The sequence below is a fragment of the Dubosiella muris genome (assembly GCF_004793885.1).
GTDB classification, from domain to species: Bacteria; Bacillota_I; Bacilli_A; order Erysipelotrichales; family Erysipelotrichaceae; genus Dubosiella; species Dubosiella muris.
The window spans coordinates 1-19,801 of the sequence record NZ_SRYG01000022.1; the positions used below are offsets into that span (position 1 = coordinate 1).

Consider the following 19,801-nt stretch of genomic DNA (forward strand, 5'->3'; position numbering starts at 1 on the left):
CCGAGGACTTGATCAGAGCCCATGACTTGCCAAGACCAAGGGGTTGTGGAAAGAGGGAGAAGGCGTGTTTCTGGTTTTGAGAGATCGAACAAGAGAAGAGAACGAGTGGCAAGAGCGGAGAGGAAATACCTGTCAAGCATGCCGAACACAGAAGTCAAGCTCTCGAGCGCCGAAGATAGTTGGCAAGACGCCTGCGAAAATAGGACGTTGCTCGGCTCTTTTTTTTTATTTGGCAAACAAAAAAGTGAAGCAAAGTGGTGCTTCACCTTTTTATCTCTGCATCATTGGGATAAAAAAGGAATAGAGCAATACTCTATTCCGGAAGGAGGTCAAAATCTTTAGCAACATCTTTTGGATAATGCGCATCGCTTGCAGAAACGATGGCCACACCTTCTTTTTGTAAAATGGAACGAAACGTTTCATTCAAGCCAACATCGGCATGGTGATAGCGATAATGGGCTCCGGTGTTGTCTTCCATTTTTACATGGTGTTCTTTGGCCGTTTTCGCAAGATGTTGGTAAGTCGGGACGAGATCGTAGCCCGGATCGTAATTGTACATTTTGATCACGTCCGGATGACCGATTTGTGTAAACAAATCCGATTCAATCGCCGCTTGCAGTCGCTCGAAGTAACGACGGTAAATCGTGGACGGATCCTGTTTTTCCCAAAGAAGTTCTTTGGAGAACGCATCCATATCATATAAGAGACCGTCAATGGAATGCACGCTTCCAACGAGAAAATCGTACGGATAGGAGGATAAGGCACGACGAAGAAACTCTTCATTTTCCGGGCTGTAGCATACTTCCAAACCAAATTTGACCGTAATCGGAAAGTCTTCCTTTTTCATTTCCTCAATCAAGGCTTGATACTCTCGAATGGAGTTAACTTGTTTTTTTTCGAACCATTGCTTTTGGACGTCGGCACTTTGGCAGACGCCTCGATACATGTCGCGAAATTCGAAAAAGCGATGGGTATGATCTAAAATATGTAATGTTGTGATTCCCTGTTTTTGCGCACTTCGAACAAATTCCCAAACATATTCTTTTGTGAGCGGACCGTTTTCTAAATGAACATGGCCGTCTATATTATTTTTCATACACTTCCACACGATGGACGCCACTGATTTTTTTCATTTTCTCAATCGACTCTTTCGAGGCTTTGTGATCGAGATCCAAAATCGTATAGGCGATTTCTTTTTTTGACTTATTCAGCAAATTCTCAATGTTCGCATCCTCCTGCGCCAGGCAGTCTGTAATTTGCGAAATCATTTTCGGCTTGTTGTCGTGCATCACGCAAATCCGGTAGCTGCCGCTAAAAGGTGCCGACGCGTTTGGCATGTTGACCGAGTTGATAATGTTGCCGTTCATGAGATATTCCATTACTTCATCCGCCGCTTTGATCGCGCAGTTTTCTTCCGATTCGTCGGTGCTGGCACCAAGATGCGGAATCGGGACTACGTTTGGATGGCTGGCCAAAAGCGGCGAAGGGAAGTCGGTCACGTAGACAGCGACCTTTCCGCTATTGAGCGCTTCCAGCATATCTTCATCATTGGCAAGACCGCCTCTGGCAAAGTTCAAAATCTTCACGCCATCTTTCATGAGAGCCAACGTGTCTTTGTTTATGGTGTTCTTCGTCGAATCCATCAAAGGCAGATGAAGCGTGATGTAATCGGCCGTGGAGAACAATTCTTTTTCATCCTTCACATGGTTGACCCATCGCGACATGCTCCACGCGTTGTCGACAGAAATATATGGATCGTATCCTTCGACTTGCATCCCGAAACGAAGAGCCAGATTGGCGACTTGAATACCAATCGCGCCAAGGCCCACAACGCCGAGCGTTTTTCCGGTAATCTCGTTGCCGGCATATTTTTTCTTTTGTTTTTCCACATCTTTCGCCAAATTGTCGTTGTCGGCTTGCGTCTTGCACCATTCAATGCCGTGGTAAATATCGCGGCTAGCCAGAAGCAAGCCGGCAAAAACGAGCTCTTTTACGGCGTTGGAGTTGGCTCCGGGCGTGTTGAATACGACGATTCCTCGTTGGGTGCACGCATCCAAGTCGATGTTGTTCACACCCGCACCGGCTCGTGCGATCGCTTTTAGCGTATCTTTATAGTCCAAGTCGTGCAGGTTGGCGGAACGGACGATAATCGCGTCTTCCGCCTCGACATCCGTTCCGACTTCAAACTGGTCGTTAAAACGATCCAGTCCTTTTTGAGCGATATTGTTGTAAAGTTTAATTTTATACATAGCTTTTTATCCCTTCGTATTTTCGCTTTCGAATTTTTTCATAAAATCAACGAGCGCTTCCACGCCTTCGACAGGCATCGCGTTGTAAATGCTGGCGCGCATACCGCCGACGCTGCGGTGACCTTTGATATTGACAAAACCCGCTTCTTTGGCTTCTTTCACAAATTTCGCATCCAGATCCTTATCGCCGGTGACAAACGGGACGTTCATATACGAGCGGTCTTCTTTGGCGACAGGATTGGAGTACAACGTGGACTGGTCGATGTAATCGTAAAGCAAAGCCGCTTTTTGATGGTTGATTTTTTCCATCGCCTCCAAACCGCCGATTTGCTCTTCCAGCCATTCAAAGACAAGCCCGCACACGTAAATGCCGTAAGTTGGCGGCGTATTGTACATGGAGTTGTTGTCCGCGTAGGTTTTATAGTTGAGCATGCTTGGCAGCGCTTCGTTTTCCGTCAGCAAGTCTTTTCGAATGATGACCAAAGTCACGCCAGCCGGCCCGATGTTTTTTTGCGCGCCGGCAAAAATCAAATCGTACTGGCTGACATCGACAGGCTCGCTCAAAATGCAGCTCGACATATCCGCCACCAAAAGCTTTCCGTCATGCGGAGGCAGCGTTTTATATTTTGTGCCGTAGATCGTGTTGTTTTCGCAAATGTAAACGTAATCGCTGTCCGGACTCAAATCCTCTTGCTTGATTTTTGGGATGTACGTAAAATTATCTTCCGCGCTGGAGGCGACAACATGGGTATCGCCGAGCTTTTTATGTTCGGCAATCGCTTTTTTTGTCCATTGGCCTGTATTGATAATGTCCGCGCTGTGCTTCAATAAATTCATAGGAACCATTGAAAACTGCAAAGAAGCCCCGCCTTGCAAAAACAAGATTTCGTAATCTTCAGGAATGTCCATTAAACGACGCAGCCTATCTTTCGCCGTATTCAAAATGTTTTCGAATTCACTGGATCGGTGGGACATCTCCATTACGCTCATCCCGCTTGAGTGAGCATCCAGCATTTCCTGGCTGGCCTTGTTTAAGACCCACTCAGGTAAACAGGCCGGGCCTGCACTGAAATTGTAAACACGTGTCATATTTTTTCACCTTGGTGAACTGTATCCACCTTTCCTTTCATAATATTAATCATTATACGATTCTTTCGAGAGATTGCAAGGGGATTCGTTCAAAAAATATAGGCAAATGTTTCTTGTCAATAAACAATCGTGGGAGAAAATGGTGAAAATTTAAGAAAATGGAATATTTTTGTTTCAATTCATTTCAAAGGATTTTCAGGGTTGCATCGCGTTTGCTTCCTCTTTCTGTTTCCCATATGATGGGATTAGAAGAATATAAGAGTCAGCAGACTCGCATACAAGGAGGACAATCAAATGGCAGATTTTTTTAAAAAAGCAGCGGAAGACATTAAAGAAGGCTGGGAAGATTTGAAAGACGATGTAGAAAAGGAAGCGGCGAAAGTCAAAGCGGAACACGACGCCAAAGAAGCGGAACGCAATTTGAAAGACAGCGCTGAGAAAGCGAAAAAAGATTTGAAAAATGGCGTAGAAGACGCGAAAAATCAGGCGGCCGCTACACTCAATGTCGCAAAAGACAAAGCGGGCGACGCGATTCAAGCCGTCAAGGACAAAGTCAGCGAAGCAACGAAAAAATAAAGTGAAATAAAACAGAAAAAGCCGCAATGGCCGGATGTGAAACCGGACGCATCGCGGCTTTTTCGTTTCCAATGAAAAAAAGCCTTGTTTCCAAGGCTTGAATATCGAAAATCCTTTCATCAAGGACGTTATTTACTTTGGTGGAGGTGAGGAGAATCGAACTCCTGTCTAAGCAAGGCTCCACGATCCAACGTTTACAGCTTAGTCCATCTATATATCCTATGCGATCGGTGGACAGAACCAGCATAGGTTTTGATCTGCGTTTTTAGGAATAAGGAACAGATCCACACTTATTCCGATCTTCTTTGTTTGACACGTGATCCGCTATAAGAAAGCAAACTCGCGGATCCGGGCTGCAAGACAAACTTAGTCTAAATTAGGCAGCAAAAGCCATGCTTTGGTTTGCACCAAATACATTAGCAATTCTAGTTTTAGCGTTTAAAATTAAGTGGTTTTAACGTGTTCCTTCACGGCTGTGGTTGGATCCAAACACTTACTTATCGAATGCCAAAAACACCCCCGTTCCGGATATTATACAGAATTCGCTCCGGAGTGTCAATATTTATATTTCATCGCTTTTTCGATTTCCCGTTTGGCGTCTTTCGCTTTTTGAGATTCCCGCTTGTCGTGAAGGTTTTTTCCTTTTGCCAGCGCGATCTCCATCTTCGCTAAGCCATGGGCGATATACATCTTCACCGGCACGATGGTATAGCCTTTGATCTTGACCGCCTGAGCCAGTTTTAAAATCTCGTTTTTGTGCAGCAGAAGCCGGCGCTCTCTTGTTTCGTCGTGATTGAAGCGATTGCCAAACTCATACGGTGAGATGTGCATTTCCTTGATATACGCCTGCTGGTTGTGAAAGGAAATATAGCTGTCTTTCATTTGCACTTTGCCTTTGCGGATGCTTTTGATCTCGGTTCCTTTTAATTCGATGCCCGCCTCGTACCGGTCAAATAATTCATAGTCGTGCCGGGCTTTTTTGTTCTCGGCAATAGTCTTATAGGTACTCATATTCGCCTCCTGATGTTGTATGGGATAATTTTAACACATTTGGGCTTGATTTTTTTTTGATTTACGTTAAAATAATAACAGATGTGGGGTGTTAGCTCAGCTGGGAGAGCACCTGTTTTGCACGCAGGGGGTCAGGAGTTCGATCCTCCTACGCTCCACCATTTGAAAACAGATCGAACACATTCGGATGAAAGAGTGTGTTCGTTTTTTTTTGTTTAAAAATCCATTTTTTCGACTTGTTTTTCCATCTGCGCGGATCTTTTCGCGATTCGTGCTAAAATGAAAATGTAAAAAGTGGTTAACACATAGAACGATCTATGTGGGTCGAACGACAATTCAGAAGTGTTCCCCGTCAACGAAAGACGATAAAATGGGCAAGACGGATCAAAAATACGCGAGCGAAACGGTGTATGAAATCAAGGTAGAACGAACGCGGAATGACAAGTAAATGGCATGACGACCGGTAAAGCGTCAATCCAAAAGGACAGCAAAGAGATCCGATGCAGAAGGAACAAAGAGCGATGAAAATATGGTTTTGAAAAGTCGTTTGACAATAACAAAGAGGGCTTTCCGTGGTGAAAGCTCTTTCTTTTTAGACAAAAGATGGTAATATAGAGGAAATAAAGGAGAATATTCTATGTTGGAAATAGGAAGCCCGGCACCGGATTTTACTTTGAAAGATCAGGACGGAAACGAAATCAAACTATCGAATTTGCGAGGGAAAAAGGTCATTTTGTATTTTTATCCAAAAGACAATACAAGTGGCTGCACGAAGCAGGCGTGCGCGTACATGGATTTGTATCCGCAGTTTACCCAAAAAGACGCAATCGTGCTCGGCGTTTCAAAAGACAGCGTGAGCTCGCATAAAAAATTTCAGGAAAAATACGGTTTTCCGTTCCCGCTGCTGTCGGATCCGGATCACGAAGTGATCGAAGCCTATGACGTATGGAAGGAAAAGTCCATGTACGGAAAAAAGTATATGGGCGTCGTTCGCAGCACGTATTTGATTGATGAAAATGGAATCATCGAAAAAGCGTTTGAGAAAGTGAAACCGGGCGAAGATCCGCAGCGCATGTTGAAAAGCATAGAATAAAAGGGAGTATGAATAAAATTATTACAATTTCCAGAGAATTTGGAAGCGGAGGCCGTGAAATTGGAAAGCGGCTGGCCGACGAACTCGGATTCGCTTATTACGATCAGGAAATTATCAAAGAAATCTGCAAGGAAACGGGAATGCACGAAGGGTATGTCGAAGGGGTGGCGGAAAAAGCCATTTCGCTCATTTCCACGCAATTTGGACATACGTTTTACAATCAGCAGCAAATCGACGTTTTAGTGTCCCAGCAAAAGATCATTCAAGAGCTGGCATCCAAAGGAAACTGTGTCGTTGTCGGCCATGGCTGCGCGGAAATCCTGGCGGAACGCAATCCGTTCAGCATCTTCGTCTACGCCGATATGGAAGCGAAAATCAAACGTTGCCGGGCCAAAGGGCCGGAAGAGGAAAAACTCACGGAGAAAGAACTTGTCCGGAAAATCAAAGATGTGGATAAGAACCGGAAAAAAATTCATGAAATGATCGCGCCGACCCGCTGGGGCGAGAAGGAAAACTACGATTTATGCGTCAACACGACAAACGTTGAAATCAAAAAAGTGATTCCTGGTCTGGCGATGTACGCGATGGAATATTTTGGAAACGAGTAAAAAGAACGAAGAGGATGGCATTGCGCGCCATCTTCTTTTTTATCGGAGGAAAAGAGAAGGGAATCCGGAAGCGGGCGCCTGCACAAAAAAAGCAGGAAAGCCTGCTTTTAGAAGTTAATAGTTCGAGGACAAGTTTCCAATGTAGCGGGAACTTCCAAAACCAAGGATCAACGTGAATAAGAACGGGAAGAAATACAAGCCCAGAGCGAACCAGATCCCGTGTCCGAACGCTAGCGACACTTTGAACGCCAGATTACATAAAATCAAGAGCTGGATAAAACCGATGATCCAGGCGGCGTAATACATGAAACCGTTGACGCTGTTGGCGTTTGAACCCATGAAAAAGGAAATGACAGTCAATCCAAGCCAAACCCAGAAATACATGGTCTGCCACGAGAACTTGAATACGATATAAAGATTGTACACCGGAATCAAAGCTTTCCATCCGCTTTCGCCGGCTTTTTGAAACATTTTCCAGCTGCCGATCACGACAAAAACGTACCAGACGAGACCGATGATGGAATATGTGGTTGAAAAAAACATAATACTACCTCCTTTCTTCAATATACGTGGATGTGGTTTGGCCCGTCCAATTATTTGCATAAAAGTAAGGAAGGAAAACGAGAAAACTACACTTCTTTACAGCTGAATTTCCAAGCCCATTATGGTATAGTAAAACTAATGAAATCTATAGCCTGATGGAGGTTGAAGTATGGTAAAAAGAATAGGCATTTTAACTTCTGGCGGCGATTCGCCAGGGATGAATGCGGCGATCCGCGCAGTGACGCGCGTTGGATTGAACGCAGGTCTTGAAGTGTTTGGAATCTACAACGGGTACAAGGGGATGGTCGAGGGATATATCGAACCGTTGACCCGCGAGGATGTCAGCGAGATCGTCAATCGGGGAGGGACGATTCTCGGGTCTGCAAGACTTCCGGAGTTCAAAGATCTCGAAGTTCGTCAAAAAGCGATTCGGCAGCTTGAAAAAAGAGGAATCGAAGCGGTTGTCGTCATCGGCGGGGATGGTTCCTATCGCGGGGCGCTTTCTTTGACGGAAATGGGAATCAACTGCATCGGTTTGCCGGGTACGATCGACAACGACATCAACTGCACCGATTTTACGATTGGATTCCAGACCGCGCTGGAAACGGTGGTCGACGCGGTCGATAAACTGCGGGACACATCCAACTCCCACCATCGCTGCTCGATCGTGGAAGTCATGGGAAACCGCTGCGGGGATCTGGCGTTGTGGGCCGGCATCGCCTGCGGAGCGGAAATCGTCGTAACGAGCGAAACCGGATTTGACGAAAACGAGATTTTGGATCGTTTGCGGGATCTGGACTTGATCCGAAAGAAGAAACACGCGATTATCGTCATCAGTGAAAAAATCACCGATGTGCATCAACTTGCCAAGAAAATCAGTCTAAATACTGGTTTTTCCGGACGCGCCACGGTGTTGGGCCATATTCAACGTGGCGGTTCGCCTTGTCCGTTTGATCGTATGCTCGCCTCCCAAATGGGAGAAAAAGCCGTTGATTTGCTTATGCAGGGTATCGGTGGACAGTGCGTCGCGATCCACGACAACAAAATCGTATCCTACCCAATCGAAAAAGCGTTGTGTATGCCGGCAGAGTCAAGAAAACCATTGACAAATCTGTTTGAACGATTAGGATAGAATAGGCTTAAGTTTTTTAAGGAAGGAACTATTTGAGGAAAGGAACAGTATGGAAAAAAAGACAAAAATTGTTTGTACGATCGGGCCGGTTAGTGAAAATAAGGAAACACTCACGAAACTGGTCAAAGAAGGCATGAATATCGCCCGATTGAACTTCTCGCATGGAAGCTACGAAGAGCACGGGGAACGAATCAATCTGATTCGCGAAGTATCGCAGGAAACGAAAAAGCCAATCGGTATTTTATTGGATACCAAAGGGCCGGAAATTCGTCTGGGCGACTTTGAGAACGGCGGCGTCGATTTCGCGGAAGGCGACGAGGTGACAATCGTCAAAGAGGAAGTACTCGGAAACCACGACCGGTTCACTTTGCGTTGTCCGGAAGTGTTCAACGATGTGAAAAAAGGCGACTACATCTTGATGGATGACGGAAAGATGCGCGTCGATATCACGGATGTGGAACCGGGAAGCGTTATTAAAGGCGTTGTTGCGAACCCTCACTTTTTGAAGAGCCGCAAAGGATGCAACCTGCCGGGAATCATTTTGAGTATGCCATTCGTATCCGCGAAAGACGAGGCGGATATCCGGTTCGGCGCGAAAAACGATGTCGACTACATCGCCGCAAGTTTCGTGCGCCGTCGTGAAGACGTGCTGGCGATCCGGAAAATTTTGATCGACGAAAACAAAGACAATATCCAGATCATTCCGAAGATTGAAAACCAGGAAGGTTTCGATAATTTGCGAGACATCCTTGAAGTCAGCGATGGCGTTATGGTCGCCCGTGGCGATCTTGGCGTCAACGTTTCGCTCGAATATGTTCCAATCTATCAAAAACAAATGATCAAGATTGCCAACGAAATGGGGAAACCGGTAATTACCGCGACCCACATGTTGGAAAGTATGCAGGAAAACCCGCGCCCGACCCGCGCGGAAGCTAGCGACGTGGCCAACGCGATCATGGACGGAACGGACGCGATCATGTGTTCGGGAGAAACAGCCGCCGGCCACTATCCGGTGGAAGCCGTTCATACCATGACGAAGATCGCCAACGCGGTTGAGCCGATGATTCCTTACAAGGAACGCCTGAAACAAGGCATCAAGTCGAGCCGCCGCACGATGAACGACGCGATCGCGATTTCGGTAGCGGATACTTCGCTGGCCATCGACGTGAAATGCATCGTGGCCTTCACGCAAAGCGGAAACACCGCAAAGCGCCTGGCGAAATTCCGTCCGGAAGCGCCAATCGTTGCCGTATGCTTCGACGCAGTAACGGAGCGTTCTCTGCTTCCTGTATTTGGTGTATTCCCTTACGTTTCCGCGATCCAGAACTCGCAGGAAAACGATGTGCAGCTCGCGCGCAACATCGCCCAGGAATATGGATTCAACAAAGGGGACAACATCATCGTGGTCGCAGGTTATCCAGTAGGATCCGGCAGCACGAACATGATGAAAATCGTTCAAATCTAACGTTTTATTGGAAACAAAATTGGCCTCTCGCCTGAGGGGTCTTTTTTTGATACAATGAACAAAATGAGGTGAAGAAGAAATGAAGAAATATGTTGGGATTGATTTAGGCGGAACCAATGTCCGGGCCGCGCTCATCAACGCCGAAGGCGAAGTGCTGGCGCTCAACAAAAGCGCGTCCAATCCGGAAAAAGGAGCGGAACATGTCGTGAAGGTCATTGTCGATCTTGTCCGTTCGCTGCCAAACCAGGAGGAGGCAGAAGCAATCGGGATCGCGGTGCCCGGGTTGATCGACGTTGAGCAAGGAACGATCAAGGCCGCGAACAATTTGTCGAAGCTAGTCGATTATCCGCTGACGGAAAAGCTTTCCGGCGAACTGGACGGAAGACGAGTCGTGCTGGCCAATGATGGAAAGGCGGCCGCCATCGGAGAGGCGCTGGCCGGCGCAGGAAAAGGGAACGAAAGCGTGTATTACGTCACGATTTCCACAGGCATTGGCGGAGCTGCCGTCATACAGGGAAAAGTGCTGATGGGGCGTCACGGATTCGCCGGCGAAGTGGGCAATATGATTGTCAACGAGCGCGATTCCCAATACGGAATCATGAACAAGGGCGCGGTAGAGAGCGGCGCGAGCGGAACGGCAGTGACACGCAAGGGAAAAGAGCGTATCGACGCTTCGATCCAGCACGCGGGCGAGGTGTTCGAACGAGCCGCCCAGCACCATGAGGAAGCGCTTAAAATCGTCGACGAGATGACGGACGACTTATCCAATTTGCTGTCGGCGATTTCACTTGTCATAGACCCGGACGTGATCGTTTTAGGCGGCGGCGTCATGAAGGGCGCCGATGTATTCATGCCGGCTCTTCGGGAAAAATGGCGCAGCAAACTGTTCGAAGCGATGCGCGATGTGGAACTCGTTCCGGCGAAACTGGACGAGCCGGGCATCGTGGGCGCGGCCATGTACGCCATGACGTGGGAAGAAAAGTAAAATTCAAGTAGACCAATTTGGCATAATTGGTCTTTTTTTGGTCTATACCGTTTTTTCTTTGAAAGCGGTACCATTCAGAGTGGCGTTTCTTTTCAGAATATGTTTTAATACGATTGAACGATATATTCCCTTAATTCTGCGTCATTTAAAATCTATTTTCGAAAAAATGTCAAAACTCGTTGACAAAGAGTGATGTAAGCGTTTTAATATTGGTATAGACCAAGTGAAAAGCTTGGAGAAAGGAAATACAATTCTATGAATGGTTTTTTGAACTGGATGGAAGAACACTTCATGCCGGCGGCCGCCAAGATCGGTAACCAAAAGCATCTTGTTGCGATCCGTGACGCCTTCATCGCGATCATGCCGATCACGATGGTAGGAAGTATCGCCGTACTCTTGAACGTATTCTTCCGAGATCTGCCGAACTCCTGGTGGGGTGAGGGAAATTCTTTTGTGGCAACGATGACACCGCTGATCAACGTAAACGGAAACGTGTACTTTGGTTCGATCGTTATTTTATCGCTCGCCTTCGCGTTTGCGCTCGGTTATCAAATCGCGAAAACATATAATGTCAATCCAATCGCCGGCGGCGTTATCGCCTTCTCCGCGGTTGTCGTATGTATGAATCAAAGCGCAGTCTTCGATTTCACTTTGCCAGGTGTCGACGCAGCCAGCGTGGCCGCGCTCAACGATCTTGGTGTGGAAGCGGTCGCAAGCGGCGACGCAGTCAACATCAGCGTCAGCGGCTGGGGCTACATGGGTAGCGCCTATACCGGCGCGACCGGTTTGTTCACCGCGTTGATCGTCGGTCTGGCTTCTTCGATGATTTACGTGCAGCTCATGATCCACAAGATCACGATCAAAATGCCGGAAAACGTACCGCCAGCTGTTGGTAACGCGTTCGCGGCCATCATTCCAGGATGCGTAGCGATTTACGTATTCGGTATCATCACGCAGATCTGTGTGGCGACAGCGGGCATGTATCCAAACGAGCTCATCCAGCAATGGATCCAGGCGCCGTTGATGGGTCTTTCGCAAAACATGTTCAGTGCGATCCTCGTATCGTTCCTCGTTCAGCTGCTGTGGTTCTTCGGTCTGCACGGTTCCAACGTTATGGCACCGTTCATCGAAGGTGTGTATACACCAGCGTTGCTGGAAAACCTCGCTTATTTCGAACAGCACCACACGACGGAAGGCATGCCTTACATTTGGACGCGTGGTTCGCTGGATGCTTACGCCCAGATGGGTGGTTCGGGTGTCACGCTTGGTTTGCTGATCGCGATCCTGTTCTTCTCGAAGCGTCAGGATGTGCGTGAGGTCGCAAAACTCGCCGCGCCAATGGGCGTGTTCAACATCAACGAGCCGGTTATCTTCGGTTTGCCAATCGTGTTGAACCCAATCTACTTCATTCCTTGGTTGCTTGTTCCGCCAGTATGTACGCTGATCGCTTACTTGTTCACAGCGGGTGGAATCATTCCTCCAGTGTACGTGCAAGTGCCTTGGGTTATGCCAGTTGGTATTTACGCCTTCCTGGCAACCGGCGGAAGTCTGATGGCAGGTTTAGTCGCGCTGATCAACCTGGGCGTGTCGTTCCTGATCTGGACACCGTTTGTATTGCTTGCCAACCGTCAACAGGAAGTTGAATAAAAAAGATAGACCAGCAAGAAAAGGAAGGTTGAACCTTCCTTTTTTCGCCTTTTAAAAGGAGGTTTAATGAAAAATAAACAGGAAAAGCAAGCCCCGAACAAATGGGGATCGTGGGAATTGTTCGTCATCGCGATCGGAACGCTCGTCATCGTGACCGCGCCCATGTACGACAAGCCGATCATCGTCGTGATCGAAGGCTTATCCATCGTGCTGATTGGCGTGTTGTGGATGCGTCTAAGCCGCAAAAAGCATGAGCTCGGTCAACGTCGCAAGCAGACGCCGCGCCAGTATAAAAAGACAAAATAAACAAAGAGGAAAAGAAGAGGAGAATTCATCATGAGAAGACTAGGGATTTCAATTTATCCGGAACACGCCACACTGGAGGAAAACAAGAAGTACATCGAACAGGCCGCCCGCTACGGCTTCAAGCGGATCTTTACGTGTCTGTTGTCGGTTGACAAGCCCAAAGAGGAAGTGAAAGCTGAATTCAAGGAACTGATCGACTACGCGCATGAAAAAGGCATGGAAGTCATTTTGGATGTGGCGCCGTACGTGTTCGAACGTCTGGGCATCACGTACGACGACTTGTCGTTCTTTGCCGATATCCACGCCGACGGTATCCGGCTTGACGAAGGCTTCGACGGCCACAAGGAAGCGCAAATGACGTACAACCCGGATCATTTGAAAATCGAGTTCAACGCCTCCGTCGACAACAAGTACATCGAAAACGTGCTCAGCTACAAGCCGAACACCGACTACGTGCTCACCTGCCACAATTTCTATCCGCAGCGGTATTCGGGACTGGGCTACAAGATGTTCGAGGAAACATCCAAGCGCATTCGTCAGCACAATTTGCCGATTGCCGCGTTCGTTTCCAGCCAGCAGCCCGATACATTCGGTCCATGGAACGTGTACGAAGGACTTTGCACGCTGGAAATGCACCGCGATCTGCCAATCGACTTGCAGGCCCGCCACTTGTTCGCGACCGGACTGGTGGACGATGTGATCATCGCCAACTGTTTCGCCTCCGAAGAGGAAATGAAGGCCCTTTCGGAAATCGAACCAGGCAAGCTGATATTCCGCATCGAGCTGGAAGGCGAGCCAAACGAGGCTGAAGAAAAGATTTTGTTCGAGCATCCGCATTTTGCTCGTGGCGATATGAACGACTACGCGGCCCGGAGCACGATGCCGCGCATCACGTACAAAGACGCGTCCATTCCTGCGCGCAACACCCGGGATTTAAAGCGGGGGGATATCGTGATCGTCAATGAAAACTACGACCGGTATAAAGGGGAGCTTCATGTCGTCTTGAAAGATATGCCAAATGATGGTAAAAAGAATGTTGTGGCCCATTTACCGGAAGAGGAACTCATTCTTCTTGACTACTTGGATGCCTGGAAGACATTCGCGTTCAAGAAATAAGGAAAATGGGCAAGAAAGGAACTGCTTATGAGCCGACCGTTGTATCAACAAGTCAAATCGAAAATACTCCATAAGATCGCTTCTCTTTCTGCCAATTCTTCGATTCCCTCCGAGCGGGCTTTATCGCTGGAGTTTGAAGTGTCGCGGATGACTGTTCGAAAAGCCATTGACGAACTCGTCGACGAAGGCATCTTGTATCGGGACAAGACACGCGGAACGTTTGTGTCGGACAAAGAGCTCGTGCGTAAAAACACGATCGACGACGAGAAGGAAAATGAAACTTGTCATTTGCTGTATATGACCCACCGGACGTTTGAGGAAATCGCGCCGATTTTAAATGTGCCGATTTACGAAGATATCATGCGAATCGTGGGAAGCAGGCAGCGCGCCGGCGAAATTGCGAACATCGACGAGATTTATATGACTTCCGCGTATTATCGCCGGGAAGTGGAAGACATAGAGGAAGTTTTTGAGCTAATCGAACGTAAAAAGGATTTCCGCATCACCAAAACGTTTATTCCGATGCTGATTCCGGTCCAGTTTGTCAATATCATGAACATTCCGATGGATGTGCCCATCATTATGGTGAAATCCATTTACCGCTCTTTTAACGGGGAAACGATTTTGATGCGCAAGACCTATTACAATCCCTTCGTGGAAACGATCGAGATTTCCAATTAAACGATCTTGTGCTAAAATAAATGCAATTACGAAAAAAGAAATGGGAGGAAAATCCAAATGATCGAAGTGGATTTGGAACTGGAAGTCACACCGGAAGAACTGTTTGACGTCATCGTGCCATCGGTGCTGTACGACATCAAGGAAAGCACCGGGAAAAATGTTAAAGTCAACCAGCTTCATGACAACTATACATACAAGAAAAAGTTAAAATCAAAGCTGGGAAAGGAAGCGGGCGTAAAGGTGACGATCGCGAAGTTTGAATATCCGGTCGTGTACGAGGCCCGATTCGAATCGGCTTCCGGCAGCAACATGATGCGCTACGAAGTGGAGCGGCTCGAAAACGGAAACAGCGGCCTCGCTTACGTGGAGGATTTTGAGGGCGCCGGAAAAATGGCCTCGATGAATGGCTGGCTTGTCGGTTTGATTTACAACCACAAAGCGAAAAAGGATATCAAGAAACGGCTGCGCGCCATGGAGCGCTCGATTATTGAAAACCGGGCGATGGACGACGACACCTTTTTGGAAGCAGATGAAAACAATGAAAACGCGGAATGAAAATTCGGCGTTTTTTTTGGGCATCCAGCACACAATTTTCCCAAAATTCGACTATGATGAAAACAAAGAAAAGAAGATGAAAAAGAAAATGAGTAAAACGAAAAGCCGATTGATCCACAACTTGTTTTTGATGCTGTCGCCATTTGGCAGCTCGATCTTGTTTGTGCTCATCAACAACCCGCAGACCGTCGTTGGAAACGGCCTGTCCATGCCGTTAAATGGAGAAAGCGCACCGCTGGTTTATTTGTTTTTTGGGGTATGTCTGATTTTCTGGGTAAAAGTGTATGAAAACCATCCACACCGAACAATCGGATGGGTTCTTGTCGTCAGTTTGACTGTTTTTTTTATCTTAGGGTGCGCGCATGTGTTTCCTGTCGAAAACACGCTGCCGCCAATTCTCATTTGGATTGGCAGCATTATTCCAACGATCTTGTTGTCCTAGGCGGAACCGCTCCGCCTTTTTTTGCGCCAAACAAAAAAAGAAGGCCGCGATCCGACCTTCTTCCAAATTATTCCACCGCTTTTAGCGATTCCACCATTTTGATTTTCCGCAGCTTGAATTTCATGACAAAGTTGACCAGCAAAGCGAAAAAGATCGTCAGGAAAAACGCGATGGCGAACGATTGCGGCAAAATCGTACGTCCAAACATAATATCGTCCATTTCCGCCAAATTCATAATGAGATGGTGCAGGCCGATGCCGATCCCAAGACCGGCCAAAGAGCCGATGACCGCCAAAATCAGGCTTTCCCGATTGACATAGGCGTTGACTTCCTTCTCGGTAAAGCCAAGCACCTTGATCGTCGCGATTTCCCGCATCCGCTCGGAAATGTTGACATTGCTCAAATTGTACAGCACGACAAACGCCAGCGCGGCCGCCGAGAGGACAAGGACGACAACGATCATTTGAATCGAGCCAATCATATCGAGGAAGTTTTTTTCCAGCGCGGAGTAGAAGGTGACACTCTTGACATCTTTCATTTCCATCAGCTCGTTTCCAAGCGTGGTTTGCGCCTGGTCGCTCGTGTCTTTCAGCTTCAGCAAATACGTCTGCGTCGGCTTCTCCGTCGTTTTCCATTGCTCGAATTCCGTTTGCGTGACGTACATTTGATGACCGATATAGTTTTCGAACACCCCCAGCACCTTGGCGTGCAGCGTTTGGCCATCCAAGTCCTTGAACGTCAGCGTATCCCCGGATGCCAGATCCATTTTTTGCGCCATTTTTTCGGAAATGTAAATTCCGCCGTTTTGCAAGGTGATTTTTTCTTTTCCGCGCATCGTGCGCAAAGTGACAAATTCGTTAAAGCGCTTCAACTCGTCGTTCGGGATGATATGGACCGTGCCGCTCATGTCTTTGTCTTCGATATGAAGCGTTACGTTGATGGACTCTTCCGCGAAGCCATCCTCCACATCCGGATTGGCGAGAATTTCTTTCAACGTGTCCGGCGAAGCGCCGTCGAGCGTCACCGAGGCGTCCATATGGTCGATTTCCTCGTACTGCAAATGGACAATGTCGGAAATCGAGTCGTTGATCCCGAATCCCGCCACAAGCAGCGCCGAACAGCCCGCGATTCCAATCACAGTCATGAAGAACCGCTTTTTATACCGGAAGATGTTGCGAATCGTGACTTTGTGCAAAAAGGAAACTTTGCTCCAAAGCTTTGGAAACCGCTCCAGCAAAATTTTCTTCCCGGCTTTTCCGGCTTTTGGCCGCATGAGCTGGCTTGGCGCCTCCATCAACTCCTTGTAAATAGAAAGGAACGTCGCCAGCAAGGTGATGCCCGTCACGGACGCGCCGGCCAAAATCATCAAGCCCGGCTGCCACGCGTACTGGATCTTTTCCAACAGATACATCGTGTTCCAGGCGTAAAAGATAATGTACGGGAAGACGAACAAGCCAATCGCGCAGCCAATGATCGAGCCAAGGACGCTGGCCAGCAAGGCGTACATCAAGTATTTCATCGCGATTTGGCCTTTGGAGTAGCCCAGCGCCTTCAACGTGCCGATTTCGTTGCGCTGCTCGTCCACCATCCGCGTCATCGTCGTCATGCACACCAGCGCGGCGACAAGAAAGAAGAACACCGGGAAGACGGACGCGATGCCATCCATCCGGTCCGCGCACGCGCCATAGTCCCGATACGAATACAGGGAATCCCGGTCGAGCACGATCCATTCGCCTTCCAGCTCGTCGATTTTCTTTTGCCCGTCGTCAATTTCCTGCCGGGCTTTTTTTGTTTCATCGTTTAGTTTTTTCTGATTGGTTTCCACTTCGTTTTGCGCGTCCATCAACGCGCGGCGGGCGCTCTCGATTTGCGACAAACCATCGTTGTATTGCGCCTGGGAGCGGCTCAGCGTGGCGTAGGCTTCGTTGAGCTGCGGATAGGAGGCAGCGATTTGATCGCGCTGGGCAATCAGCTGCTGCTTCGTGGCGCTCGCCTGCGCCAGCTGGTCAAGACCGCTTTGAATCTGGGCGATGCCGTCGTCGATTTGCGTCAGACCCTTTGCCAGCTCGTCGCGCTGGCTTTGGTACGTGGAAAGGGCGGCTTCTTGTGTTTCAAGCTGCGCCAAACCATCGTTTACCGCTTGGAGCGCGGTTTCCAGCTCGGCTTTCTTTTGCGTAAGCGACTCGATCGCTTCCGAAGGAAGGGACGGGTCCGCCAGCTGCGCTTCGATTTGGGCGATCGCTTCCGGCAGCGCGGCCTGCTGCGCGAGAAGTTCCGGCTTTTTCTCCAGCGCGGATTCGATTTGAGTGATGCCATCATCCAGCTGCGCCTTTTGGGCCAGAAGGGTGGCTTTCTTCGCTTCTAGCTCTTCTTTTTGGTTTTGCAAGCCGGGAATTTGCTGCTCCTGCTGCTGGATGCTGGCGATGGCGTCGTCCAGCTTAGGCAGGTTGGCGTCGATGGCGGCGCGGTTTTGGGCGTATTCGGCCCAGCCCGCGTCCAGCTGCGCTTTGGCGCTGGCGAGGTTTTGCTCCTGGGCGGCCAGTTCGCGCTGTCCTTGCTCGATTTGCGCTTTGGCGTCGTTCAGCTTCGCCTGTCCGCTGTCGATTTCTTTGAGCAGTTCTTTTTTCGCGTCGTCGATTTTTGCCTGCTGCTGGTCGATTTCGGCTTGGATCTGCCCGTTGGCGATCGCTTCGATTTTTTTGACGACCGGATCGACTTGGTCAAAATAGGCGTCCGAATACGTGTTCAGCGCTTTCGCCCCCTGGACGGTGACGTCGATTTCGGTGTAGTAATCCGCTTTGATGTCGGCATCCGGGACGAAGATGAAAGAATCGACTTCACCGGAACCAATCGACGACGTGCCTTTTTCGTAGGACAGGTACCTTGGCCAGTAGCACGTGCCGACGATTTTGTATTCGTCGAATTTCAAATCGTCGGTGATGGGTGTATCGGTCCCGGAGTACAGCTTGATGGTGTCGCCGATTTTGTACCCGGCGAACAACTCGTTTTTGACATTGGGTGCTTCCAGCAGACATTCTTTGTCGTTTTCAGGCATTCGTCCTTCGACAAGGCGGACCTGGTTGATCGCGGAATCGTCTGGCAGGGAAAACACTTTGTAGACGAGTTCGCTGGCGCCCACCCTTGTCAGGGCGTCCATGGAAAACAGTGGCTGGACGTGTTCGACACCGGGAATTTTCTCGATGGCTTCCACGTCTTTTTTCCGCAGTCCAAGGGTCGAGAACACCTGGATATCCTGCGTGTTGTATTGATCGAAATAGACATCCGCGCTGTATTTCATATCGGGCGCGCTGGCTTTGATTCCGGCAAAGAACGCCACCCCAAGCGCTACGATGCACAAAATCGAGAAAAAGCGGCCCAGCGAATGCCGGATTTCGATCAAAAGATCTTTCCAGAGAATTTTCGGCATTAGTATTCGATCCGATCTACGTCCATAGGGTGAGGGTTGATTTCGACGCTTTCAATTTGACCCGAGCGCACTTTGATGACTTTATCGCCCATGGGCGTCAACGCCAGGTTGTGCGTGATGACGATCACGGTTTTGTGCTCTTTGCGGCAAGTGTCCTGAAGCACTTTGAGAACTTGCTTGCCGGTCACGTAATCCAGGGCGCCGGTCGGCTCGTCGCAAAGCAGCAGCTTCGGGTTTTTGGCCAGCGCTCTGGCGATCGCGACGCGCTGCTGTTCGCCGCCGGAAAGCTGGGCCGGAAAGTTGCTGATGCGCTCGCTCAATCCGACGGCCGCGATCGTCTTGTCGATATCGAGTGGATTTTTCGAGATTTGCGTAGCCAGCTCGACGTTTTCCTTGAGCGTGAGATTTTGAACCAGATTGTAAAACTGGAAGACGAATCCAACATCGTAGCGCCGGTACAGCGTCATCTGTTTTTCGTTGAAATCCGAAATGACGCTGCCGTCGACCTCGATTGTGCCGGCGGAAACCGTGTCCATGCCGCCAAGCAAGTTGAGAATCGTGCTTTTGCCTGCGCCGCTAGCGCCGGCGATGATGACGAACTCCCCCTGGTCGATATCGAAGGAAACGCCGTTGAGGGCGTGGATCTCGACTTCGCCCATTTTGTATGTTTTCCGGACATCTTTAAAAGAAATAAAATGTTCCATATCCAACCTCTTTTCTAACAAAAGACTATGTAAAAGACGACTATTTCTATTATAAAGGGATTTTTTTATTTGTTCTACGGGGAGCGTTTGTTTTTCGTGAAAAGAACGAGTAGAATGGAGATTTACCGGAATTTCCGGAAATGAAGTAGATGTTTGGGAAAAAACATGATAC

Annotated in this window: 19 protein-coding genes, 1 tRNA gene, 1 rRNA gene and 1 other RNA gene; 14 read left to right on the plus strand and 8 right to left on the minus strand. The window is 48.6% G+C overall.

Annotated elements, in window-relative coordinates:
• Positions 1-101: 101 nt before the first annotated feature.
• Positions 102-216, plus strand: a 5S ribosomal RNA gene (gene rrf / locus E5336_RS09965).
• Positions 217-313: 97 nt separating this feature from the next.
• On the opposite strand, the gene E5336_RS09970 is transcribed toward rrf, so the two are convergent.
• Genes E5336_RS09970 through serC form a run of 3 tightly spaced genes read right to left on the minus strand, consistent with a single transcriptional unit; the run spans position 314 to position 3,338 of the window.
• A complete protein-coding gene (locus E5336_RS09970; RefSeq protein ID WP_135981020.1) occupies positions 314-1,096 on the minus strand; it encodes a histidinol-phosphatase HisJ family protein in 783 nt (260 codons plus the stop codon).
• On the minus strand, positions 1,086-2,249 hold the full coding sequence (locus E5336_RS09975; protein ID WP_135980974.1) for a phosphoglycerate dehydrogenase: 1,164 nt from the start codon (positions 2,247-2,249) through the stop codon (positions 1,086-1,088). The genes E5336_RS09970 and E5336_RS09975 overlap by 11 nt, the downstream gene beginning before the upstream one ends.
• A gap of 6 nt (positions 2,250-2,255) precedes the next feature.
• Positions 2,256-3,338 carry a 3-phosphoserine/phosphohydroxythreonine transaminase gene (gene serC, locus E5336_RS09980; RefSeq protein WP_135980975.1) on the minus strand — a complete coding sequence of 361 codons (1,083 nt, stop codon included), beginning with the start codon at positions 3,336-3,338 and terminating at the stop codon, positions 2,256-2,258.
• Positions 3,339-3,632: 294 nt separating this feature from the next.
• On the opposite strand from serC, the gene E5336_RS09985 reads away from it, so the two are divergent.
• Positions 3,633-3,914 carry a hypothetical protein gene (locus E5336_RS09985; protein ID WP_135980976.1) on the plus strand — a complete coding sequence of 94 codons (282 nt, stop codon included), beginning with the start codon at positions 3,633-3,635 and terminating at the stop codon, positions 3,912-3,914.
• A 138-nt stretch (positions 3,915-4,052) separates the two neighbouring features.
• Here E5336_RS09985 and ssrA read toward each other — a convergent pair.
• Both ssrA and smpB read right to left on the minus strand, forming a co-directional pair.
• Positions 4,053-4,435, minus strand: a transfer-messenger RNA (tmRNA) gene (gene ssrA, locus E5336_RS09990).
• A gap of 34 nt (positions 4,436-4,469) precedes the next feature.
• A complete protein-coding gene (gene smpB, locus E5336_RS09995; RefSeq protein WP_135980977.1) occupies positions 4,470-4,925 on the minus strand; it encodes an SsrA-binding protein SmpB in 456 nt (151 codons plus the stop codon).
• A gap of 85 nt (positions 4,926-5,010) precedes the next feature.
• Between smpB and E5336_RS10000 the strand changes: the two genes are divergently transcribed.
• From E5336_RS10000 to E5336_RS10010, 3 genes are all read left to right on the plus strand, one after another.
• Positions 5,011-5,086, plus strand: a tRNA-Ala gene (locus tag E5336_RS10000).
• Between the two features lie 476 nt (positions 5,087-5,562).
• The gene (gene bcp, locus E5336_RS10005) at positions 5,563-6,018 is read left to right on the plus strand and encodes a thioredoxin-dependent thiol peroxidase (protein ID WP_135980978.1); all 456 of its coding nucleotides are present in this window, start codon (positions 5,563-5,565) and stop codon (positions 6,016-6,018) included.
• Between the two features lie 8 nt (positions 6,019-6,026).
• Entirely contained in the window at positions 6,027-6,626 is a 600-nt protein-coding gene (locus tag E5336_RS10010) for a cytidylate kinase-like family protein (protein WP_135980979.1), read from the plus strand.
• A 114-nt stretch (positions 6,627-6,740) separates the two neighbouring features.
• On the opposite strand, the gene E5336_RS10015 is transcribed toward E5336_RS10010, so the two are convergent.
• Positions 6,741-7,169: a DUF5684 domain-containing protein gene (locus tag E5336_RS10015; RefSeq protein ID WP_135980980.1), complete on the minus strand. Its 429-nt coding sequence runs from the start codon at positions 7,167-7,169 to the stop codon at positions 6,741-6,743.
• A gap of 169 nt (positions 7,170-7,338) precedes the next feature.
• Here E5336_RS10015 and pfkA point away from each other — a divergent pair, with 169 nt between their 5' ends.
• The 9 genes from pfkA (at position 7,339) to E5336_RS10060 (ending at position 15,498) form a co-directional block, all read left to right on the plus strand.
• Complete coding sequence (pfkA, locus tag E5336_RS10020; protein WP_135980981.1) at positions 7,339-8,301, plus strand: 6-phosphofructokinase; 963 nt, start codon at positions 7,339-7,341, stop codon at positions 8,299-8,301.
• 49 nt (positions 8,302-8,350) lie between these two features.
• Positions 8,351-9,766 carry a pyruvate kinase gene (gene pyk, locus E5336_RS10025; RefSeq protein ID WP_135980982.1) on the plus strand — a complete coding sequence of 472 codons (1,416 nt, stop codon included), beginning with the start codon at positions 8,351-8,353 and terminating at the stop codon, positions 9,764-9,766.
• A gap of 79 nt (positions 9,767-9,845) precedes the next feature.
• Positions 9,846-10,751 carry an ROK family protein gene (locus E5336_RS10030; RefSeq protein ID WP_135980983.1) on the plus strand — a complete coding sequence of 302 codons (906 nt, stop codon included), beginning with the start codon at positions 9,846-9,848 and terminating at the stop codon, positions 10,749-10,751.
• Positions 10,752-11,006: 255 nt separating this feature from the next.
• Positions 11,007-12,398, plus strand: coding sequence for a PTS sugar transporter subunit IIC (locus E5336_RS10035; RefSeq protein WP_135980984.1), 1,392 nt, complete (start codon positions 11,007-11,009; stop codon positions 12,396-12,398).
• A gap of 66 nt (positions 12,399-12,464) precedes the next feature.
• Positions 12,465-12,704: a glycosyl transferase family 1 gene (locus tag E5336_RS10040; RefSeq protein WP_135980985.1), complete on the plus strand. Its 240-nt coding sequence runs from the start codon at positions 12,465-12,467 to the stop codon at positions 12,702-12,704.
• A gap of 30 nt (positions 12,705-12,734) precedes the next feature.
• On the plus strand, positions 12,735-13,820 hold the full coding sequence (locus tag E5336_RS10045) for a DUF871 domain-containing protein (RefSeq protein ID WP_135980986.1): 1,086 nt from the start codon (positions 12,735-12,737) through the stop codon (positions 13,818-13,820).
• A gap of 27 nt (positions 13,821-13,847) precedes the next feature.
• Positions 13,848-14,501: a GntR family transcriptional regulator gene (locus tag E5336_RS10050; RefSeq protein WP_135980987.1), complete on the plus strand. Its 654-nt coding sequence runs from the start codon at positions 13,848-13,850 to the stop codon at positions 14,499-14,501.
• 57 nt (positions 14,502-14,558) lie between these two features.
• Positions 14,559-15,056, plus strand: a complete 498-nt coding sequence (locus tag E5336_RS10055; protein ID WP_135980988.1) for a DUF3284 domain-containing protein — start codon at positions 14,559-14,561, stop codon at positions 15,054-15,056.
• Between the two features lie 88 nt (positions 15,057-15,144).
• Complete coding sequence (locus E5336_RS10060; protein WP_135980989.1) at positions 15,145-15,498, plus strand: hypothetical protein; 354 nt, start codon at positions 15,145-15,147, stop codon at positions 15,496-15,498.
• A gap of 67 nt (positions 15,499-15,565) precedes the next feature.
• Here E5336_RS10060 and E5336_RS10065 read toward each other — a convergent pair whose 3' ends face one another.
• Positions 15,566-18,925 (minus strand): FtsX-like permease family protein, encoded by a 3,360-nt coding sequence (locus E5336_RS10065; protein ID WP_135980990.1) that lies wholly within the window; start codon positions 18,923-18,925, stop codon positions 15,566-15,568.
• The gene (locus tag E5336_RS10070) at positions 18,925-19,629 is read right to left on the minus strand and encodes an ABC transporter ATP-binding protein (RefSeq protein WP_135980991.1); all 705 of its coding nucleotides are present in this window, start codon (positions 19,627-19,629) and stop codon (positions 18,925-18,927) included. The genes E5336_RS10065 and E5336_RS10070 overlap by 1 nt, the downstream gene beginning before the upstream one ends.
• Between the last annotated feature and the right edge of the window lie 172 nt (positions 19,630-19,801).

Bases quoted from the DNA above. Each gene is read 5' to 3' on its own strand.
- bcp (WP_135980978.1), top strand. From the start codon at position 5,563: ATGTTGGAAATAGGAAGCCCGGCACCGGATTTTACTTTGAAAGATCAG.
- smpB (WP_135980977.1), bottom strand. From the start codon at position 4,925: ATGAGTACCTATAAGACTATTGCCGAGAACAAAAAAGCCCGGCACGAC.
- serC (WP_135980975.1), bottom strand. From the start codon at position 3,338: ATGACACGTGTTTACAATTTCAGTGCAGGCCCGGCCTGTTTACCTGAG.
- E5336_RS10070 (WP_135980991.1), bottom strand. From the start codon at position 19,629: ATGGAACATTTTATTTCTTTTAAAGATGTCCGGAAAACATACAAAATG.
- E5336_RS09985 (WP_135980976.1), top strand. From the start codon at position 3,633: ATGGCAGATTTTTTTAAAAAAGCAGCGGAAGACATTAAAGAAGGCTGG.
- E5336_RS10035 (WP_135980984.1), top strand. From the start codon at position 11,007: ATGAATGGTTTTTTGAACTGGATGGAAGAACACTTCATGCCGGCGGCC.
- E5336_RS09970 (WP_135981020.1), bottom strand. From the start codon at position 1,096: ATGAAAAATAATATAGACGGCCATGTTCATTTAGAAAACGGTCCGCTC.
- E5336_RS10040 (WP_135980985.1), top strand. From the start codon at position 12,465: ATGAAAAATAAACAGGAAAAGCAAGCCCCGAACAAATGGGGATCGTGG.
- E5336_RS10030 (WP_135980983.1), top strand. From the start codon at position 9,846: ATGAAGAAATATGTTGGGATTGATTTAGGCGGAACCAATGTCCGGGCC.
- E5336_RS10060 (WP_135980989.1), top strand. From the start codon at position 15,145: ATGAGTAAAACGAAAAGCCGATTGATCCACAACTTGTTTTTGATGCTG.
- E5336_RS09975 (WP_135980974.1), bottom strand. From the start codon at position 2,249: ATGTATAAAATTAAACTTTACAACAATATCGCTCAAAAAGGACTGGAT.
- E5336_RS10015 (WP_135980980.1), bottom strand. From the start codon at position 7,169: ATGTTTTTTTCAACCACATATTCCATCATCGGTCTCGTCTGGTACGTT.
- E5336_RS10010 (WP_135980979.1), top strand. From the start codon at position 6,027: ATGAATAAAATTATTACAATTTCCAGAGAATTTGGAAGCGGAGGCCGT.
- pyk (WP_135980982.1), top strand. From the start codon at position 8,351: ATGGAAAAAAAGACAAAAATTGTTTGTACGATCGGGCCGGTTAGTGAA.
- E5336_RS10050 (WP_135980987.1), top strand. From the start codon at position 13,848: ATGAGCCGACCGTTGTATCAACAAGTCAAATCGAAAATACTCCATAAG.
- E5336_RS10065 (WP_135980990.1), bottom strand. From the start codon at position 18,925: ATGCCGAAAATTCTCTGGAAAGATCTTTTGATCGAAATCCGGCATTCG.
- pfkA (WP_135980981.1), top strand. From the start codon at position 7,339: ATGGTAAAAAGAATAGGCATTTTAACTTCTGGCGGCGATTCGCCAGGG.
- E5336_RS10045 (WP_135980986.1), top strand. From the start codon at position 12,735: ATGAGAAGACTAGGGATTTCAATTTATCCGGAACACGCCACACTGGAG.
- E5336_RS10055 (WP_135980988.1), top strand. From the start codon at position 14,559: ATGATCGAAGTGGATTTGGAACTGGAAGTCACACCGGAAGAACTGTTT.